Consider the following 14,762-nt stretch of genomic DNA (forward strand, 5'->3'; position numbering starts at 1 on the left):
GCGTCCAGGTCTGCGGTCGGCGGGCATCAGGGGAAGGGGTGCGGGTGGAGCGCCAGGTCCTCGTACCGCAGCGGCCGGTCGGTGCGGCCGAGCCGGTAGGGGACCTCCAGCAGCCGGGGCAGCCCACGGGTGCGGTGGTTGACGTGCCCGAAGGTCATCGGCAGCGAGCCGGGCACGACGACCTTCACGCAGTGCAGGCCGAGCCGGTCGCGCACCCCCGGCTCGCTCTGGTCGACGGCGATCACCTCCAGGCCGGCCCGCGACAGCCGCTCCACCGTGGCTTCGAGCAGGGCGGTCAGGTCGCCCACCGGCTCGGGCGCCCCCGGCCAGGCCTCCGCGACCGCCAGGCACGGCATGTCGGCGAAGAGGAACTCCAGGCGCGGTGCCGCCTCGGGAAGGGTGTTCAGCCCGACGTGGTCGTCCAGGCTCACGACCAGCTCCGGCCGGTCCAGCATCGGGCGCAGCCGCTCGGGATCGCGCGGGCGGCCCGCGGCGAGCGAGCGGTGCGCCGACTCCAGCACGTTGGTGACGACCTCGGCCACCGCCGACCGGATCGCCGCGCGCGGGTCGTGGTGGGCCCCGGCCGCCAGGAACATCCGCGGCGCCTGCGGGTGGGAGCCCTCGTACCGGCAGACCGCCACGACCGCCGGGATGCCGAAGTCGTTCGTCGCGTCGAGCAGGACGAGCCGGTAGCCCGCCACGGCCGCCCGGTCCGCGAGCAGGGCCGTACCCGGGTCGTCCGGCGGCGGCTCGATGCGGCGCAGCGGCGTCGCCGCGTACCAGGCCATCAGGAAGGCGTCGCGTTCCGCCACCTCGAACAGGCCGTAGAGCGCCGCCTCTTCGGGGCTGTTGCCCAGTCCGCAGCCGTTGGAGGACTCGTACACCACGCGCGGCCGGCCGGCGCCCGGCACGTCCCAGTACGCCACGTGCTCGGGGACGGCCGTCGCCCGCCGCCGGGTGAGCGACCAGCCGTGCACCCAGTCCAGCTCCAGATCCGGTGTGTACGGGACGGTGGGTGACGCGGGGTGCCCGTGGTAGGCCGGGTCGGGCAGGCCGAGCCGCTCGGGGTCCACCGCCCGGCCGGGGCCCAAGTCGGCGAAGGAGGCGCGCAGATCGGTGCGCCGGCCGGTCGGACGCATCCCGGCGTACCGCTCGATGCTCTCGTACAGCGCGATCCGCTCGCTGTCGGCGAAGTCGTGGGCCCGGCCGTAGCCGCCGTCGTCGACGGACCGGCCGTCCGTCACGAACGCCGTGGTCAGGCAGAAGGCCGAGTCCTCGGAGCGGAAGAGGCGTCGGACCGGACCGAACCGCTCGTCGTACAGGGCCGCCCTCAACTCGTCCGATCCGGTGCGGGGGTTGGGGCTGCGCAGTACGTACGGGTCGGGCAGCGGCCGGGGCTGCGAGGGCAGCGGGGCCGCCCCGGCGGCGCAGTCCGACGGCAGCGGACGGCACACCGCGCAGCCGCCGACCGGGCGGATGCGGTGGGTGGACCAGGTGGCGCGGCCCTGGTGCACGACATGGACGACGGCGCTTCCCGGATCGTCGTCACCGTCCCGCGGTTCCAACAGGTCCAGTACGAGGGCGCCGACGGACTCTTCGAGCGCCGGGGACGGCACGCCGGCCAGCGCCAGCTTCGGGCTCTGCCAGGGGACCCGGCCGCCGGCCGTGGCCAGCCGCTGGTACTCGGCGCAGCACAGGCAGGCCGCCGCGCCTGGGCGCAGCACCGGTCCCACCACCGTCAGGGCCCCGTCGAAGCGCACCGGGACCAGGGCCACGGGGTGGCCGAGCGCGTGCCGGCTCAGCTCCTCGGCGAGCCCCGGCGTCCACCGGGGCAGCAGGACCACGGCCGGGCCGGCCACGGCCGCCGTCGCGGAGCCGGCGTCGAGCACCGGTACGGGCAGCGCGCCGAGCGGGCCGGTCACGGTCACGGTCGGGCTCCCGCTCCCGGTCACGGCGGTCATCGGGCCTCCCCCGGGGTGTACAGGACGGTGAAGCCGAAGGCCCGTAGGGTGTCGGCGAGTTGCCGGGCCCGATGCGGTACGGGCGCCCGCGCGGGGAAGGCCGGGAAGGCCGCTCCCGCTCCCGTCAGCCTGTGCAGTGCGTCCTGGAGCTCCTCCTCGCGTCCGGCGGTGTCCGCGAGCCAGCGTCCGGTCCACCCGCAGTCCTCCCAGGCGGCCGTCTGCGCTCCGGCGGACGCCAGCGGGGCGACCGCGCCGCCCGAGGGAGGGGTGCGTACGGGGGTCGGCGCCCCGGCGGAAACGGCGGCCACCGCGGCGAGCGCCGCGTGCGCCGCCGCGTCACCCGGTGTCGCCTCGACGGCGTCACCCAGCACGACCGATGCGCTCCGGCGGACGACGGCCCGGTACACCTCCTCGCCCGGGGCGGCCCGGAACACCTCCAGCCGGGCGGCCACGGCGAGGCGGCCCGTCAGCGCCGTCCACCAGTGGCGGACCTGCGGATGCCCGGCCCACCGCGCCTCGGCCACGGACGGGAGCCCGGCCGGTGGTCCGCAGCGGTGGACGGCCGCCTCGCGCAGGGCGCGGCCGCGGGCGTGCCCCGGGTTCGCGCCGACAGTGAAAGCCGCCCCGCCCAACAGCAGTTCGGCGGCCCGGCAGAACACCTCCAGGCGTGCCAGGTCCAGCCGCGGCGCGCCGCCGACCAGGCTCCCGCCGCACTGCGCGGTCGCGGGCGGCTCGCAGGCGGCGAGCGGTACGGGCAGTTGCCGCAGGTCCCCCGGGAGCGGCTCGGGCAGTACGCCGCACCGCGCGTCGCACAGGGCCGCCATCCGGCGCAACGCTTCGCCGAGGGTGGCCGCGGGCGCGAGGTCCGTCGGCCGGTCGGCGTCGGCCCGGCCGGGGCCGGGCCAGGTGCGGTACTCGGCCCGCAGCGGGCGGGCGTCCGCGAGGAGCACCGCGGGAAGCCCGGGCAGCAGCCGCTCGTCCTCGCCCTCGTGCGCCGGGTCCGGCAGCCCGGCGGCGCTGCACAGCAGCCGGTGCGCGGCGGCGCCCGCGAGCAGGGAGACGAACGCGGTGGACCCCGCCGGCGCGGGCGCAGGGGGCCCGAGCCGTGCTTCCAGGGCCGCCGCGTCGGACCGGAGTCGGGCCGCGCTGGCCGGGGCGGTGGCGTAGCCGCGCTCGCCGCACAGTCCGGCAGCGACCCCGCGCCCCGGTCCGGCGCCGTGGGCGTACAGCAGGACCCGGCCCGCGGGCAGGTCGGGGTCGACGGTGTACGAGACGGGGAGCCCGCCCCGCGCAAGTGCCCGCCCGGCGGCGCCGGCCAGCGGGGTGTCGGGGGCGCCGGCCACCACCTCGGCCCGCGTCGTGGCGAGCGCCGCCGCCGCGGCGGCGGGACGCTGCGCCGTGACGGCGATCCACTGCGCGACCGGGTCTGCGGCGGCCGGCCCGGCGGGCGCCGCCACGAGCAGGTCGTGCGCGGCCAACTGCCCGAGGAGGGTGTCCAGCGCGGCGCGCAGGGGCGCGTCCGGCTCCATGCCGTCCAGGAGGTCCTCGACCCCGCCGACCCGCAGCGGCTCCTCCAGCAGGCGCCACAGCGAGGGCAGCGCGGTGCTGCCCTCCAGGGTGACGCTCCCGCGCCGGCCCCTCAGGTGGAGGCCGCTGCGGAGCGGGGTCACGGCGACTCCGGGACGCAGCCTCCGTACGGTCCGGGGAGCGGCGGCGGGGGCGGGCTCGGCGGGGGCGGCGGTCACGGCACTCACGCCCTCGCCTCCACGACGTCGATGACCGCGTCGATCTCCGCGCGCCAGTCGCAGCCGGTGAGGCGGGGCACCGTACGGACGACCAGGTGCGCCGCCAGGTACCGCTCCAGCGGCCGGATGTCGCAGATCGCGAAGAGCCGGTACAGGGCGTTGGTGCAGGACCGGTACACCAGGTAGTCGGGACGGCTCCACATCGCCCCGTCGGGGTCGGAGCGCCGCAGCAGCCGGTGGAACTCGCTGTACTGGGTGCGGACGTCCTGGTTCCAGCGCTCGGCCGCCGCGGCGTCCCCGGTGGCGGCGGCTCGCGCCCGATATTCGAGCGGGGCGCCGTGCAGGTCGGCGCCCGCGTCGTACCGGCCCTGCGTCAGCTGCCAGGCGCCCGCCGAGAAGTCTGCCCAGGCCCGCTCCCAGCCCTGCGCGCCGCCTGCGGCGATCCGCCCGACGAGAGCGGTCACCGTGTCGCCGGCCTGTTCCCAGTGCTGTTCGAAGCGGGCGCGCAGCCGCCCGTCCGGGTCGTCGTGGAGGAGGAAGTCCTCCAGGTGGGAGACGTACGAGAAGTGGCCGCCCGCCAGACCTCCGGGATGGGCGGCCGCGTGCGCGGCGAGAGCGGCCACCGCGAGCTGGAGCCGTGCCTGTGCGCTGTCGCCGTGGTCCCCGAGGAAACCTGCTCCGGCCCGCAGCGCGCCGAGCCCGGCCCGGAGCAGGTCGTCGCGCAGCCCGGCGCCGTCGTCGCCGAGGAGGCCGCGTACCGGGGAGCGGTCGACGGGCTCGATCCGGACCGTGTTGTCCGCCACGATCGGGCCGTAGGGCGGGGCGATGAGCTCGGCGCGCCCGGCCTCGGCGGCCCGCTCCAGCAGTTCGGCCTCGGTGAGGTCGCCGTGCGAGGGGTGTGTGCGGAGCCAGCCGCGGATGCGGGACGCGGCGGCCTCGGCGGCGGCGTCCACCTGCGCCGGCGGGCCCTGCAGACGCAGCCTGAGGTGGGGGCCGTGCAGCCAGTGCCGTTCGACGTGCGCGGCCAGGCCGTCCGCCGCGCAGGACTCGGCGAGCGGCAGCATCACCTCGCGCAGGAGCGGGGCCTTGACGGGGTGGTGGTGGTAGGCGACCACGTCGCGGGCGCCGGTGTCGTGGGGGTGCACGTGCGGCACCGTCCCTTCCTCTGTCGTCTGCGGGCGGGTCACCGCGACCGCCCGGCCCGGTAGACCTCCAGTACGAGTTCGACCGCGCGGGTCGGGGCGGCCAGGCCGCCGGGCGCCGGCAGCGCCTCCTCCAGGACCGCGCCGTCGGCGTGGCGGGAGAGCCACTTGGCCAGGCAGTGCAGGTGCAGTGCGTTGCCGAGGTCGATGAAGTGGGGTTTGGGCATGCTCAGCCGGCTCAGGAAGTCCTCGGTGGCGCGCCCGGTGGGAGCGGTGGCGGCCGGGTGCAGGAAGACCTGTTCGGGCAGGTCCAGCAGCGCGCGCCAGCGGGCCGCCACCGCCGGGACCGGTCCTGCTCCGAGGTCGGCTCGCAGTGCGCGCACCACGTCGGGCGGCAGCGTCCAGCGGCGGCGCTGGAGCACCACGTGGCGGTGGCTCAGCCTGGGGCTGTGGATCACCTGGCCGCCCGGCGCGGGGAGCGTGCGCCGCGGCACGAGCGCCCGGAAGTCGACGACACCGTGGGGCTGGTCGCACAGGTGGGCCCCGATACGGCGTGGCAGCAGGACCGGCGCGAGGAAGCCGGGGTAGAGCACGTCGAGGAGTTCGCCGGTGCTCCGCAGGCGGAACCGCACCTGGTCGGTGGCCTCGTCGTGGACCAGGTCCAGGTCGCCTTCGCCGATGGAGGCCCACCGGCGGTCGGGGCCTATCTCGTCCGGGACCAGCAGGGGGTGGAGGTTGGCGTTGAACCCGCCGACGGGCCGCATCTGGGCGGCCCGCGCGCCGGGTCCCAGGCCTCGGCCGATCTGCCGGGACACCTCGGCGGTCGCGCGGGGGTCCAGGGCGTCGAGGAAGCGGCTCGTGAACCGGCCCCAGCCTCCGTACACGTGGTTCACGGCCAGTCGGCCCCGGTCCGGGTCGCGCTGCAGGAAGTACGCGTAACTCAGCGGCCGTTCCACCGCCCACCGGGGCAGGCGTTCGCCGAGGGTCTTGACGAGGTCCGGTGGCAGGACGACCTCGGCGCCGTCGGCCGGATTCCCGGCGCCGGCGTCCCGGATGGCCTCCCGCAGACCGTCGGCGACCTCCGTACGGAGGTCCGCCAGCTCGTCGCCGCCGGTGGGGAAGGCGGGCCGGTCGGCGGGATCGAGGACCGCGAGTCGTCCGGCGGCCTCCCAGGCCTCGGTGACCTCGGCGCCGAACTCCCACGGGCGGGGGCAGTTGCCGCCGCGGCCGTACCGCTCGACGAAGCGGTCGCGGACGACACGGCGTACGAGATGGCCGAGGTCGAAGAGCTCCGCGAGTGCGGTGACCTCGCCGAGCGCCTCGTGGTCGGCGGCGTCGAGGAAGCCGTCGAGCGCCAGCGGGCGCGGGGCGACGACGTCCTCGGACAGCACGGTGAGTGCGGCGGAGACGGACGGGACGGGACGCCCGGCGTCGGCCAGCGCTGCCGTCCAGCGCTGCGAGAGGCCGGCGAGCAGGGCGGGACGCTCCGCGGCGGGTGCGGCGGCGAACGCCTCCGTCAGCAGGGCGAGTTCGCCGATGCGGTCCGCGAGCGCGGCGTCCTCGGGGTGCGTTTCGCCGAGCCCCCGCAGCCATGCCGCGATGCGCGCCACCGGGTCCGGGTCCTGCGGCGGGACCGGGTCGCCCGGCGCCAGCAGGCCGGCGTCCGCGAGACGGTCGAGGAAGGTGACGGCCGCGGTCCGGCCGTCGCCGCCCGCCCCCTTGAGGGCCGCGGCCAGCAGGCCGGTCAACTCCCCGAGCGGCAGCGGACTTTCGGCGTGTCCGGTGACCAGGCCCAGCGGCCCGCCGAAGGCCACCTCGACCTCGTCCTCGCCGGCCACGAGGTAGCGGCCGCCGGCGAAGGCGGCCCGGTCGCGGGAATACGTCGCCCGGCCGTCGGCGACCCGGGCGGTGCTGGTGATGCGGTGGGGCAGCGCGGCCCGTCGGTGCGGCGCGTCCAGGAGGGCGAGGGTGAGGGCCGTCGTCAGGGTGCGGTTGGCCTTCACGACCGCGTTCAGGGGGCCCTCGAAGAAGGGCGGGGCGCCCCAGGACGGGACCGGACGGGCGGGCGCCTCGGGCAGTGCGCCCCAGCCGACCGCGGTGAACCAGGACAGCGGACTGGTCTTGGTGCTGGCCCGCAGGGCGTAGCGCAGTACGCCGGGTTCCTCTTTGCGCGCCCGGCGGTCGGCCGCGCCGGTGCCCGCGCGGTCGACGGCCCGGAGCAGGTCGGCGCTGGTGAGGGCGACGGCCTTGCCGAGGGCGGGTTCACGGCAGAGGGCTGCCAGGTCGCTGCGTTCGGCGGCCAGGGCCCGTTCGGCGGCGGCGCCCAGCTCGGCGAGGAGTGCGGCGCGGCGGGCGCGCAGGGCGATCCAGGTGGCGAGCCGGGGTACGCGGTCCGGCAGGTCGCCGAGGCGGTCCAGCAGGGCGGGGCGGGGCTCGCGCCCGTTGTGCAGGGCGCGGCGCAGCGGGAGGACGACGTCGCGGTGGAAGTCCGCGGGGTGGCCGTCCAGGCTCTCGTACAGGCTGTCGCAGAGCGGGGTGACGCTCTGCAGGAGTCGCGTCTCGACCCGGTGCAGTCGGCCGAGCAGGGCGCGGAACTCCGCCGCGTCCGGCCGCTGCGCCGGGTGGGCGAGCACGGTGGCGCGGGCGAGTGCGTACGGTGCGGAGGTGACCCGGTACCCGTCGGCGCCGGCGGCCGTGCGGTGCGGCTGCGGCATGGTGTCCCGTCCTGTCGGTGGTGGCGCGGGCTTCCCGCCGCTTGCCAGGGTGCGGCGGGAAGCGTCCGGCGTGCGGGTGGAGGGCTACAGCGGGAGTTCCGGAAGCTGCGGGTGGGCGCACGAGGACGAGCCGCAGGAACAGGAGCTGCCTCCGTTGGACGCGCCGCCCTCGGGCAGCGCGACCGTGTCCCGCATGGAGGTCACGGTCAGTTCGCCGAGGTCGAGCTCCTCGAGGTCGAAGCCGGGGGTGTCGTCGAAGTGGGTCATGCCTGTCTCCTCTGGTGGAGGGCCGGGGTGCGGGGTGTGCGTGGCTCTCGGCGGTCAGTCCGTGAGGACGCCGGTCTCCATCTGCGGCTGCGCGCAGGAGGACGAGCCCTGGCAGGAGCAGGAGCCCCAGGACGCGCCGCCCTCGGGCAGCGCGGCGGTGTCGCGCATCGACGTCACGGTGAGGTCGCCGAGGTCCAGGTCCTGGAGGTCGAATTCGGTGTTGCGTGCCGTGTCGGACATACGTGTCTCCCGTGGTGGAGCGGAAAGAGGAAAGCCGGGGGCGTACTGGAGGAAGCCTCGAAGAGCACTTCGAGGTCGACCGACCGCCGGGCCGCGGCAGCAACGGAACCTGCTCGAGGCCCGGTCGGGTTCGAGGCCGGATCACCCGGTCTCGAACCCAAGGTTCCGCCGGAGCGCTGCAGAGTCGCTGGAGTCGAAATCCAGATCGCCTCGGGATCCGCCGGAGGCCGGGTGGCGCGTCGCGGTCCGGCGCCGCCCGGGTCAGCCCGCGGCGGGGACCGCCGCGGCCAGGCGGCCCGCTCCCGCGAAGTGCAGCCGGTCCAGGATGACCCCGTACCGCCAGCCCGCCGCGCGGTGGAAGCACAGGTCGCTGGGGATCGGAGCCTCACGGAGGTCCGCGGCGTGCGTGCCCTGCGGGAGTTCTGCGGCGGCCGCGCGCAGTGGGTCGGGCGAGCCGGCCCACTCGCCGACCGGGACCGGCCGCGGCCACGGCTCTCCGGTGTTGGGGAAGAGCCACCCGCCGTCCCGGGAGACCCGCCCGGTGAATCCGGGCCGGTCCGCGGCCTGCCGGGCCAACCGGGCGAAGGTCAGCAGCAGGTCGGCCAGGGACTCGGCGATCAGCTTCACGTCGGGGTACTCCCGCAGGCCCTTCGCCTGGTCGGGCACGGACACGGCGTACCCCCACTCCCCCGTGTCCGTGTCGATGCGGATCTGCGCGAGTGCGCTGCCGCGGCCGTAGGTGATCCGGGCCAGCGGCCAGTACGTCCCGTCCCCGCCGAGCATGCGGTGCACCTCGGGGTCCACCGCGTGTTCGGGCGCCCCGGGGAGCAGCCGCAGGGCGGGCAGGCCGGTGACCGCCACCCCGCCGAAGGCGCGCAGCACCGTCCGGACGTCCTCGGGCACCGCAACCGCCCAGCCGTCCATGACGGCGTCGGCGCAGCCCGCTTCGAGCGTGACGAAGCCGGGGAACTCGTCTTCCAGCGCACGCAGTTGCTCCACCGCGCGCCGGGCGGCGTCGCGCGGTACGGTGTGGCGGCGCACCGGCCGGCCGAGGAAGTCCCCGCTGACCGCACTGGTCAGGAGCAGTGCCCGTCCGTCGCCCACGATCCGGAACTGCACTTCGCTGCTTCCGGTGTCGGCGGTGTTGTGGCGAGTGGAGAAGTGCGGCTCCCAGTTCACCGCGCACGGGTAGCCGGGCAGGGCGCGCAGGTCGACGAGGTCGGTCAGCGAGTCGCCGCGCCCGACGAGTGCGGAGAGTTCGGCGTCGGCCCCTTCGGCCTCGGCCACCTCGATGCTCGGGACGGCCGGCACGAGGTGCGTACCGGTGGCCGGCCGTACTGCGGCTGCGTCGGCCGGCCGCTCGGCGAACCCGTGGAGCCAGTCGGTGAACTCCGCCGCTTCGACGGTGACCTCGCACTCGTCGCCCCACGGGTTGACCGCCACGACGGGCCCCCAGCAGGCGCTCCCGGTCCCGACGATGAGCGACCCCACGCCGAACTCCGCCTCACCGAGGGTCCAGTAGCCGTCCGAGAACACCGCGCGGCCGCGCGGTCCGAAGCTGTACTCGTGCTCCTCGGTCTCCAGACCGCCGATCTCCCGCAGGACGACCCGTACCTCCTCGGGCACGTGCACGCCCCAGGCGTCCATCTCCGCATCCGTGAAGCCGTCGGCCAACTCGACCTCGTCGCCCCGCTGCCGCAGCGACCGCAAGGCGGCGACCGCCTTCGCCGCCCGAGCCGTTCCCGCGTCGTCCATGTCCCGTGCTCCCCGTGTCGTACGCCCGTATCCGGTGCCCGAGCCTAGGCCGGTCCAGGCATGGAGCCGGGTCACGGGTCACGGGGTCATGGTTCACGGGGTCATGGCGTCTCGGACCTTCGCGGTGTCGACGAACTGCTCGAACCGGACGATCCGACCCGCGCGGACGGTGAAGTGGTGGGCCACGCGGACGTCGAGCGGCTTGCCCGTTGCCTTGTGGGTCGCGGTGTAGCGGGCCAGGACGACGACGTGCTCGCCCTCGGTGACGTACGTGTCGTCGTGGGCGGTCCAGTCGTCCCAGTCGGCGGCCAGGCGTTCCATCACCGCGGAGGTGACGCCCTCAGGCGTGCGATAGGTGCCGGCGAGGGGGAAGCCGGCCATCTCCGTCCATTCGACGTCGTCGGCCAGGGTGGCACGCAGGGCCTGGAGGTCTCCGGCGGCGGAGGCCAGGTACTGGCGGCGCACCACGGCGGCGGGCGTCGCGGAGGTGGCGGGATCGGTGTCGGTGTGCTGGTGCATCCGGATCAGCTCCAGGTCATTTCGCCCGTGGCGACCTTCGCGCCGATCTGCACCGCGATCAGCATGCCCGCGTCGGGGTGGCGGGCAGTCATGGCGTCGGTGAGGGCCTGGCCGTCGGCGGCCTTGCCGAGCTCGGTTTCGAAGGCGGTGAGGTAGTCGCGGGTGTACGAGATGGGGGTGGCATCGGTGGCGGTGCCGGGCAGGCGGTGGCCCGGCACCACCAGGGCCGGGTCGAGTGCGGCCATCTCGTCCAGGGCCCCGACCCAGGCGGCGCGGGCCTCGGGGGTGGCGGTGTCGGCGACCCAGACGTGTTCCTGCTGGAAGGTGAGCACGCCGGCGACGACGGCGCGGTGCTCGGCCTGCCAGAGGTAGTGCCGGTCGGGGAGCTCCGGGGAGGCGGCCTTGAGCTCGAAGCGGAAGCCCTCGAGGGTGATGTCTCCGGTCAGCGGCTCCATTTCGACCAGGCGGGTCGGGCGGTTGACGCCTACGGGCTCCCAGGCGGCGAGCTTGCCCTGGTAGGCGGCCTTGATGTGGTCGATGACGATCGGCGTCGCGAGGATCTCGGCATCGGGGAAGGCGTCCGCGATGACCTCGGCGCCCCAGTAGTAGTCGGGGTCCGCGTGGCTGATGAACACCGTGGTGAGGTTCTTGCCGGAGTCGAGGATCTCGGCGGCCAGCCGGTGGCCGTCGGCACGGGTGAAGCCGGTGTCGATCAGGAGCGCGTCCCGCTCACCGGTGATGAGGGTGGCCGTCTTGTTCTTCGAGCCGACGGGGAAGTCCAGGTCGATGACCTTGAAGTCGAGAGCGCTCATGATCACACCACCATCGATCCGGTGCGGGCGGAGGCGAACTGCTCCAGGAGGGTGTCGATCGTGTCGGGCTCGGCGTGGCCGACGGCCAGCACCGCCGTACGGTCGCCGTCCTGGGCCAGGAGGGTCGGGTAGGCCTGCGCGCCCAGGGCCGCGGCCCGCCGGAAGTCGGCCTCGGCGGCGTGCCGGGCGGCCGGTGCGGTGAGGGCGGCGCCGACCGCTGCGGCGTCGAGGCCGGCCGCCGCGGCGATACGGGTGAACGTGCCGGGATCGGACAGGCTCAGGCCGTCCTCGTAGAACGCGGCCTGCACGGCCATGGCGAGCTCCGCCGCCCGTTCCGGGGCCGCCGCCTGCCGCAGCGCCGCCACGCCCAGGGCGGCGTCCGCGGAGTCCATGACGAACGAGCCGTCGGCGATCAGCCGCTCGTACCCGGGCCCGAACACGACACCGGTCAGCTCGCTGATCTTGGCGTTGGCGCCCTGGACGTAGCCGAACTCGCGGATCGGCACGGCCCGCGGCCCGGTGAACAGGCCGCCCGACACGACCTCCACGGGCAGCTCGGGGTGGCGGCGCGTGACCTCGGCCAGGGTGGGCGCGAAGCCGTAGGACCAGCCGCAATAGGCGTCGAAGACGTAGAGGAGTTTCATGCGCGGACCTTTGCAGAGGGAGTCTGGAATCTGGAGTCGCTCCACACCGGAGCGGTGTACCTGCCTGAACAGTATCTGCTTCGTCAGGTATTCCCGCGCGGCGAAAGGCCCCGCCCTCGGGACGTACGACCTGCCGCAGCCCTACCGCAGCCGGGGCAGTGCGTCCCGCGCCGAGTGGGACAGGATCCGCAGGCACTCCATGAACTGCTCCCGCGCCTCCTCGGGCAGCGGAGCCAGGAAATGGCGGCGGATGTTCTCCACGTGCAGCCGGCTGGCCCGCACCACGACGTCCTCGCCGTGCTCCGTGAGCCGCAGCAGCCGGCCCCTTCGATCGCCGGGATCATCGGCACGTACCGCCAGGCCGGCCGCCTCCATCCGGTCCACCAGACGCGTCATCCCGCCCGTGGTCAGGACCCGCTCCTGCGCGACCGTCCGCATCGACACCCCCGGACCGCCCGCCCTGCCCACGATCAGCAGCACCTCGTACATCGCGTGGGTGATCCCGAACTCCTCCTCGATCGCACCGCCGAGCAGGTACTCCAGCCGTCCCGCGGCCCCTTGCAGCCGCCCGAACGCGAGCACCAGCTCGTCGTTCGCCGCCTCCTGCGCCGAAACGATTCCCGCACCGTCGCCCACCCGCCTCACCCCTCACCTTGTCCGGACCCAGGGCACGATCATCACCCGCAGCCCGGATGCGCGCGGCGGCGAGTCCGGGATCAATCACAGCTGAGCCGATCTCAGTCATGGTTGATCGGCCCGGATCCAGGGGCTACCGTCTCCCCGGAATGCCCAAGATCGGCCCGGCCCGCCACAAAGGAACACCGTGATACGCAGCCCCCGTAGAACCCTCGTGGCCCTGGCCGCGGCCACCGCCCTCGGCAGCGTCGGGGTAACCGCACTCGCCGTCGCCCAGCCCGCCGCTCCTGCCGCCGGCGAGGGCTCCATGCCGTACGCGGTCGAAGACTTCGCGGGGTACCTGGCGGACCCCGCTCCGGTGCCGCTGGAGGCCACGTTCAACGATCCCGCCAAGACGGCTCCGCGGCCGCAGGGCGTCAGTCCCAGCGCGTGGGGGAACCAGAACGCGGTCCGCGACCAGCTGATCGACCTCATCCGGCGCGCCGAGAAGGGCTCGCTCGTCCGCGGGTCCGTCTACCTGTTCACCGATGACGAGGTCCGCAAGGCGCTCCTGGCGCGCAAGGCTGACCTGCGGATCCAGCTGCTCCTGGACGGGGACGCGGTGGCGAGCCAGGTGTGGAGGCCGGGGCCGGACGGCGCTCCCGAGGCCGTGGCGACCGGCAGCGAGTACAAGGCGCTCAGCGATGCGCTGGGGAAGGCGGAGTACGGGCAGAGCATCGACGCGGACACCGCGGGCTCGTTCGTCCTGGCCTGTCCGGAGGACCGCGGGTGCGTCGGCAACCGCGTGCTCGCGCCGGCCGGCGGCACCGGTGAGGGCGAGTCCGCCATCAACCACAACAAGTTCTTCCTCTTCGAGAAGGTCGGCGCCACCTCGAACGTGGTCTTCCAGGCCTCGGCGAACCTGACGTCCAACCACCGTGTCGGCATGTACAACAACGCCGTCACCATCCCCGACGCCGGGCTGTACCAGGAGTACAGCCGCTACTGGACGCAACTACTGGACCACGGGACGCATGGCGCGGGCATGCCGGACAACTACACGACCAAGGACGTCGGTACGTACAAGACGTACTTCTTCCCGCGCATCGAGTCCGACAAGGACATCGCGCCGGGCTCCCCCGTCGACCCGCGCAACGACGCCGGGACGGACACGGTCGTCTCGCTCCTGCAGAACGTGGACTGCAAGGCCGTACCCGCCACCCAGGTCCGCATCGGCATGTACGCCTTCACCCGGACCCAGGTCGCCGACACACTGCGCGAGATGCAGGCCGCGGGCTGCGAGGTGCAGGTGGTGCACAACGGGGACCCCGGGAACGTCGGCAGCGCGGTCAAGAGCGCCCTCGCGACCTCCGGGCTGAAGACGCTGCGCGTGTGCGAGGGCACCGAGGCGGGAGCCGGCGCCCTCGGCATCCACTCGAAGTACCTGCTGATCGACGGCACGTACCTGGGAACCGGCGGGCGCAAGCTCGTCTTCACGGGCAGCCACAACTACACGTACCCGAACCTGCGCTCCCAGGACGAGACGCTCCTGAAGATCGAGAACACCGGCATCTACGAGAAGTTCCGCCAGAACTTCGACAAGACGCTCCTCGAAGGCGGCCACTGCAACCGCACGTACGCGACCGCGCCGTAACCGTCCGCGCCGTACCCGTCCGCGCCCGGCCGTGGCCCTCACGCCATGGCCGGGCCGTCAGGCCTTGCGGACCACGCTGGACTTGAGCTGCATGGGACCGAAGCCCTCCACCTTGCAGTCGATGTCGTGTCCGTCGACCCCGTCGACCAGACGGATGTTGCGCACCTTGGTGCCCGCCTTGATGCCGGACGTGCTGCCCTTGACCTTCAGACCCTTGATCACGGTCACCGTGTCACCGTCGGCGAGCACATTGCCCACCGCGTCCTTGACCACGCGCTCCCCCGCATCGGCCGCGGCCTCGGCGGGGGCGGCCGACCATTCGTTCCCGCATTCGGGGCAGACGAGCAGGGCACCCATTTCGTAGGTGTAGGCGCCGGAACACTTGGGACATGGAGGCAGAGCGGTGTCGGTCATCCCGAAAGCATAAATGCAGTGCCTTACGTCGATCATCCTCACTACACTCGCCCATGTGCGCCGCCGATGGAGCCGCGCCTTTTGATGCCGAGTGATGAGAAGAAGGGGAACCGGGCCATGTGCATTCACCGCACCGTCGCCTTCGTTCCCCCGTCCCGGTACGACGTGATCCCGGTGTCTCGCAGTGCGCGGTGCCGGCTGCGCGGCCGTCACCGTATGCCCGTGACACACCTTTAGTTTCCGCTTCCGCACATCCCCGCTCCCTGTACGCCGCCCCGCG

Annotated in this window: 13 protein-coding genes; 1 reads left to right on the forward strand and 12 read right to left on the reverse strand. The window is 74.3% G+C overall.

The features are described 5' to 3' along the window. Positions 1 to 26: 26 nt before the first annotated feature. The 11 genes from ACFWBF_RS12875 to ACFWBF_RS12925 all read right to left on the reverse strand — a co-directional run bounded on the left by ACFWBF_RS12875 (position 27) and on the right by ACFWBF_RS12925 (position 12,435). Positions 27 to 1,961, reverse strand: coding sequence for a TOMM precursor leader peptide-binding protein (locus tag ACFWBF_RS12875; protein WP_385599583.1), 1,935 nt, complete (start codon positions 1,959 to 1,961; stop codon positions 27 to 29). After that, positions 1,958 to 3,715, reverse strand: coding sequence for a hypothetical protein (locus tag ACFWBF_RS12880; protein WP_385599586.1), 1,758 nt, complete (start codon positions 3,713 to 3,715; stop codon positions 1,958 to 1,960). The genes ACFWBF_RS12875 and ACFWBF_RS12880 overlap by 4 nt, the downstream gene beginning before the upstream one ends. Beyond that, positions 3,712 to 4,860 carry a lantibiotic dehydratase C-terminal domain-containing protein gene (locus tag ACFWBF_RS12885; RefSeq protein WP_385599589.1) on the reverse strand — a complete coding sequence of 383 codons (1,149 nt, stop codon included), beginning with the start codon at positions 4,858 to 4,860 and terminating at the stop codon, positions 3,712 to 3,714. Before ACFWBF_RS12885 ends, ACFWBF_RS12880 begins: the two co-directional genes overlap by 4 nt. Positions 4,861 to 4,889: 29 nt before the next feature. After that, positions 4,890 to 7,562 (reverse strand): lantibiotic dehydratase, encoded by a 2,673-nt coding sequence (locus tag ACFWBF_RS12890; RefSeq protein ID WP_385599592.1) that lies wholly within the window; start codon positions 7,560 to 7,562, stop codon positions 4,890 to 4,892. Between the two features lie 84 nt (positions 7,563 to 7,646). Then, positions 7,647 to 7,829, reverse strand: coding sequence for a thiazolylpeptide-type bacteriocin (locus ACFWBF_RS12895; RefSeq protein WP_385224300.1), 183 nt, complete (start codon positions 7,827 to 7,829; stop codon positions 7,647 to 7,649). A gap of 54 nt (positions 7,830 to 7,883) precedes the next feature. Then, positions 7,884 to 8,069 carry a thiazolylpeptide-type bacteriocin gene (locus ACFWBF_RS12900; RefSeq protein ID WP_385224298.1) on the reverse strand — a complete coding sequence of 62 codons (186 nt, stop codon included), beginning with the start codon at positions 8,067 to 8,069 and terminating at the stop codon, positions 7,884 to 7,886. Positions 8,070 to 8,330: 261 nt separating this feature from the next. Further along, positions 8,331 to 9,824 (reverse strand): hypothetical protein, encoded by a 1,494-nt coding sequence (locus ACFWBF_RS12905; protein WP_385599595.1) that lies wholly within the window; start codon positions 9,822 to 9,824, stop codon positions 8,331 to 8,333. A 93-nt stretch (positions 9,825 to 9,917) separates the two neighbouring features. Next, positions 9,918 to 10,343 (reverse strand): nuclear transport factor 2 family protein, encoded by a 426-nt coding sequence (locus ACFWBF_RS12910; RefSeq protein WP_385599597.1) that lies wholly within the window; start codon positions 10,341 to 10,343, stop codon positions 9,918 to 9,920. A 5-nt stretch (positions 10,344 to 10,348) separates the two neighbouring features. Beyond that, positions 10,349 to 11,155, reverse strand: a complete 807-nt coding sequence (locus ACFWBF_RS12915; RefSeq protein WP_385599600.1) for an MBL fold metallo-hydrolase — start codon at positions 11,153 to 11,155, stop codon at positions 10,349 to 10,351. Positions 11,156 to 11,157: 2 nt separating this feature from the next. Beyond that, positions 11,158 to 11,799: a DsbA family protein gene (locus ACFWBF_RS12920; protein ID WP_385599603.1), complete on the reverse strand. Its 642-nt coding sequence runs from the start codon at positions 11,797 to 11,799 to the stop codon at positions 11,158 to 11,160. Positions 11,800 to 11,940: 141 nt separating this feature from the next. Beyond that, the gene (locus ACFWBF_RS12925) at positions 11,941 to 12,435 is read right to left on the reverse strand and encodes a MarR family winged helix-turn-helix transcriptional regulator (RefSeq protein WP_385599606.1); all 495 of its coding nucleotides are present in this window, start codon (positions 12,433 to 12,435) and stop codon (positions 11,941 to 11,943) included. A gap of 214 nt (positions 12,436 to 12,649) precedes the next feature. Between ACFWBF_RS12925 and ACFWBF_RS12930 the strand changes: the two genes are divergently transcribed. Further along, positions 12,650 to 14,068: a phospholipase D-like domain-containing protein gene (locus ACFWBF_RS12930; protein WP_385599609.1), complete on the forward strand. Its 1,419-nt coding sequence runs from the start codon at positions 12,650 to 12,652 to the stop codon at positions 14,066 to 14,068. Positions 14,069 to 14,125: 57 nt separating this feature from the next. Here the strand turns inward: ACFWBF_RS12930 and ACFWBF_RS12935 are convergent, their stop codons facing one another. Further along, positions 14,126 to 14,482, reverse strand: coding sequence for a zinc ribbon domain-containing protein YjdM (locus ACFWBF_RS12935; RefSeq protein ID WP_385599612.1), 357 nt, complete (start codon positions 14,480 to 14,482; stop codon positions 14,126 to 14,128). Positions 14,483 to 14,762: the final 280 nt, after the last annotated feature.

Source organism: Streptomyces sp. NPDC060028, assembly GCF_042736725.1.
GTDB lineage: Bacteria > Actinomycetota > Actinomycetes > Streptomycetales > Streptomycetaceae > Streptomyces.

Excerpts from the sequence above, each read along its gene's own strand:
- ACFWBF_RS12905 (WP_385599595.1), bottom strand. The coding sequence starts at position 9,824 with ATGGACGACGCGGGAACGGCTCGGGCGGCGAAGGCGGTCGCCGCCTTG.
- ACFWBF_RS12875 (WP_385599583.1), bottom strand. The coding sequence starts at position 1,961 with ATGACCGCCGTGACCGGGAGCGGGAGCCCGACCGTGACCGTGACCGGC.
- ACFWBF_RS12910 (WP_385599597.1), bottom strand. The coding sequence starts at position 10,343 with ATGCACCAGCACACCGACACCGATCCCGCCACCTCCGCGACGCCCGCC.
- ACFWBF_RS12920 (WP_385599603.1), bottom strand. The coding sequence starts at position 11,799 with ATGAAACTCCTCTACGTCTTCGACGCCTATTGCGGCTGGTCCTACGGC.
- ACFWBF_RS12895 (WP_385224300.1), bottom strand. The coding sequence starts at position 7,829 with ATGACCCACTTCGACGACACCCCCGGCTTCGACCTCGAGGAGCTCGAC.
- ACFWBF_RS12890 (WP_385599592.1), bottom strand. The coding sequence starts at position 7,562 with ATGCCGCAGCCGCACCGCACGGCCGCCGGCGCCGACGGGTACCGGGTC.
- ACFWBF_RS12915 (WP_385599600.1), bottom strand. The coding sequence starts at position 11,155 with ATGAGCGCTCTCGACTTCAAGGTCATCGACCTGGACTTCCCCGTCGGC.
- ACFWBF_RS12935 (WP_385599612.1), bottom strand. The coding sequence starts at position 14,482 with ATGACCGACACCGCTCTGCCTCCATGTCCCAAGTGTTCCGGCGCCTAC.
- ACFWBF_RS12900 (WP_385224298.1), bottom strand. The coding sequence starts at position 8,069 with ATGTCCGACACGGCACGCAACACCGAATTCGACCTCCAGGACCTGGAC.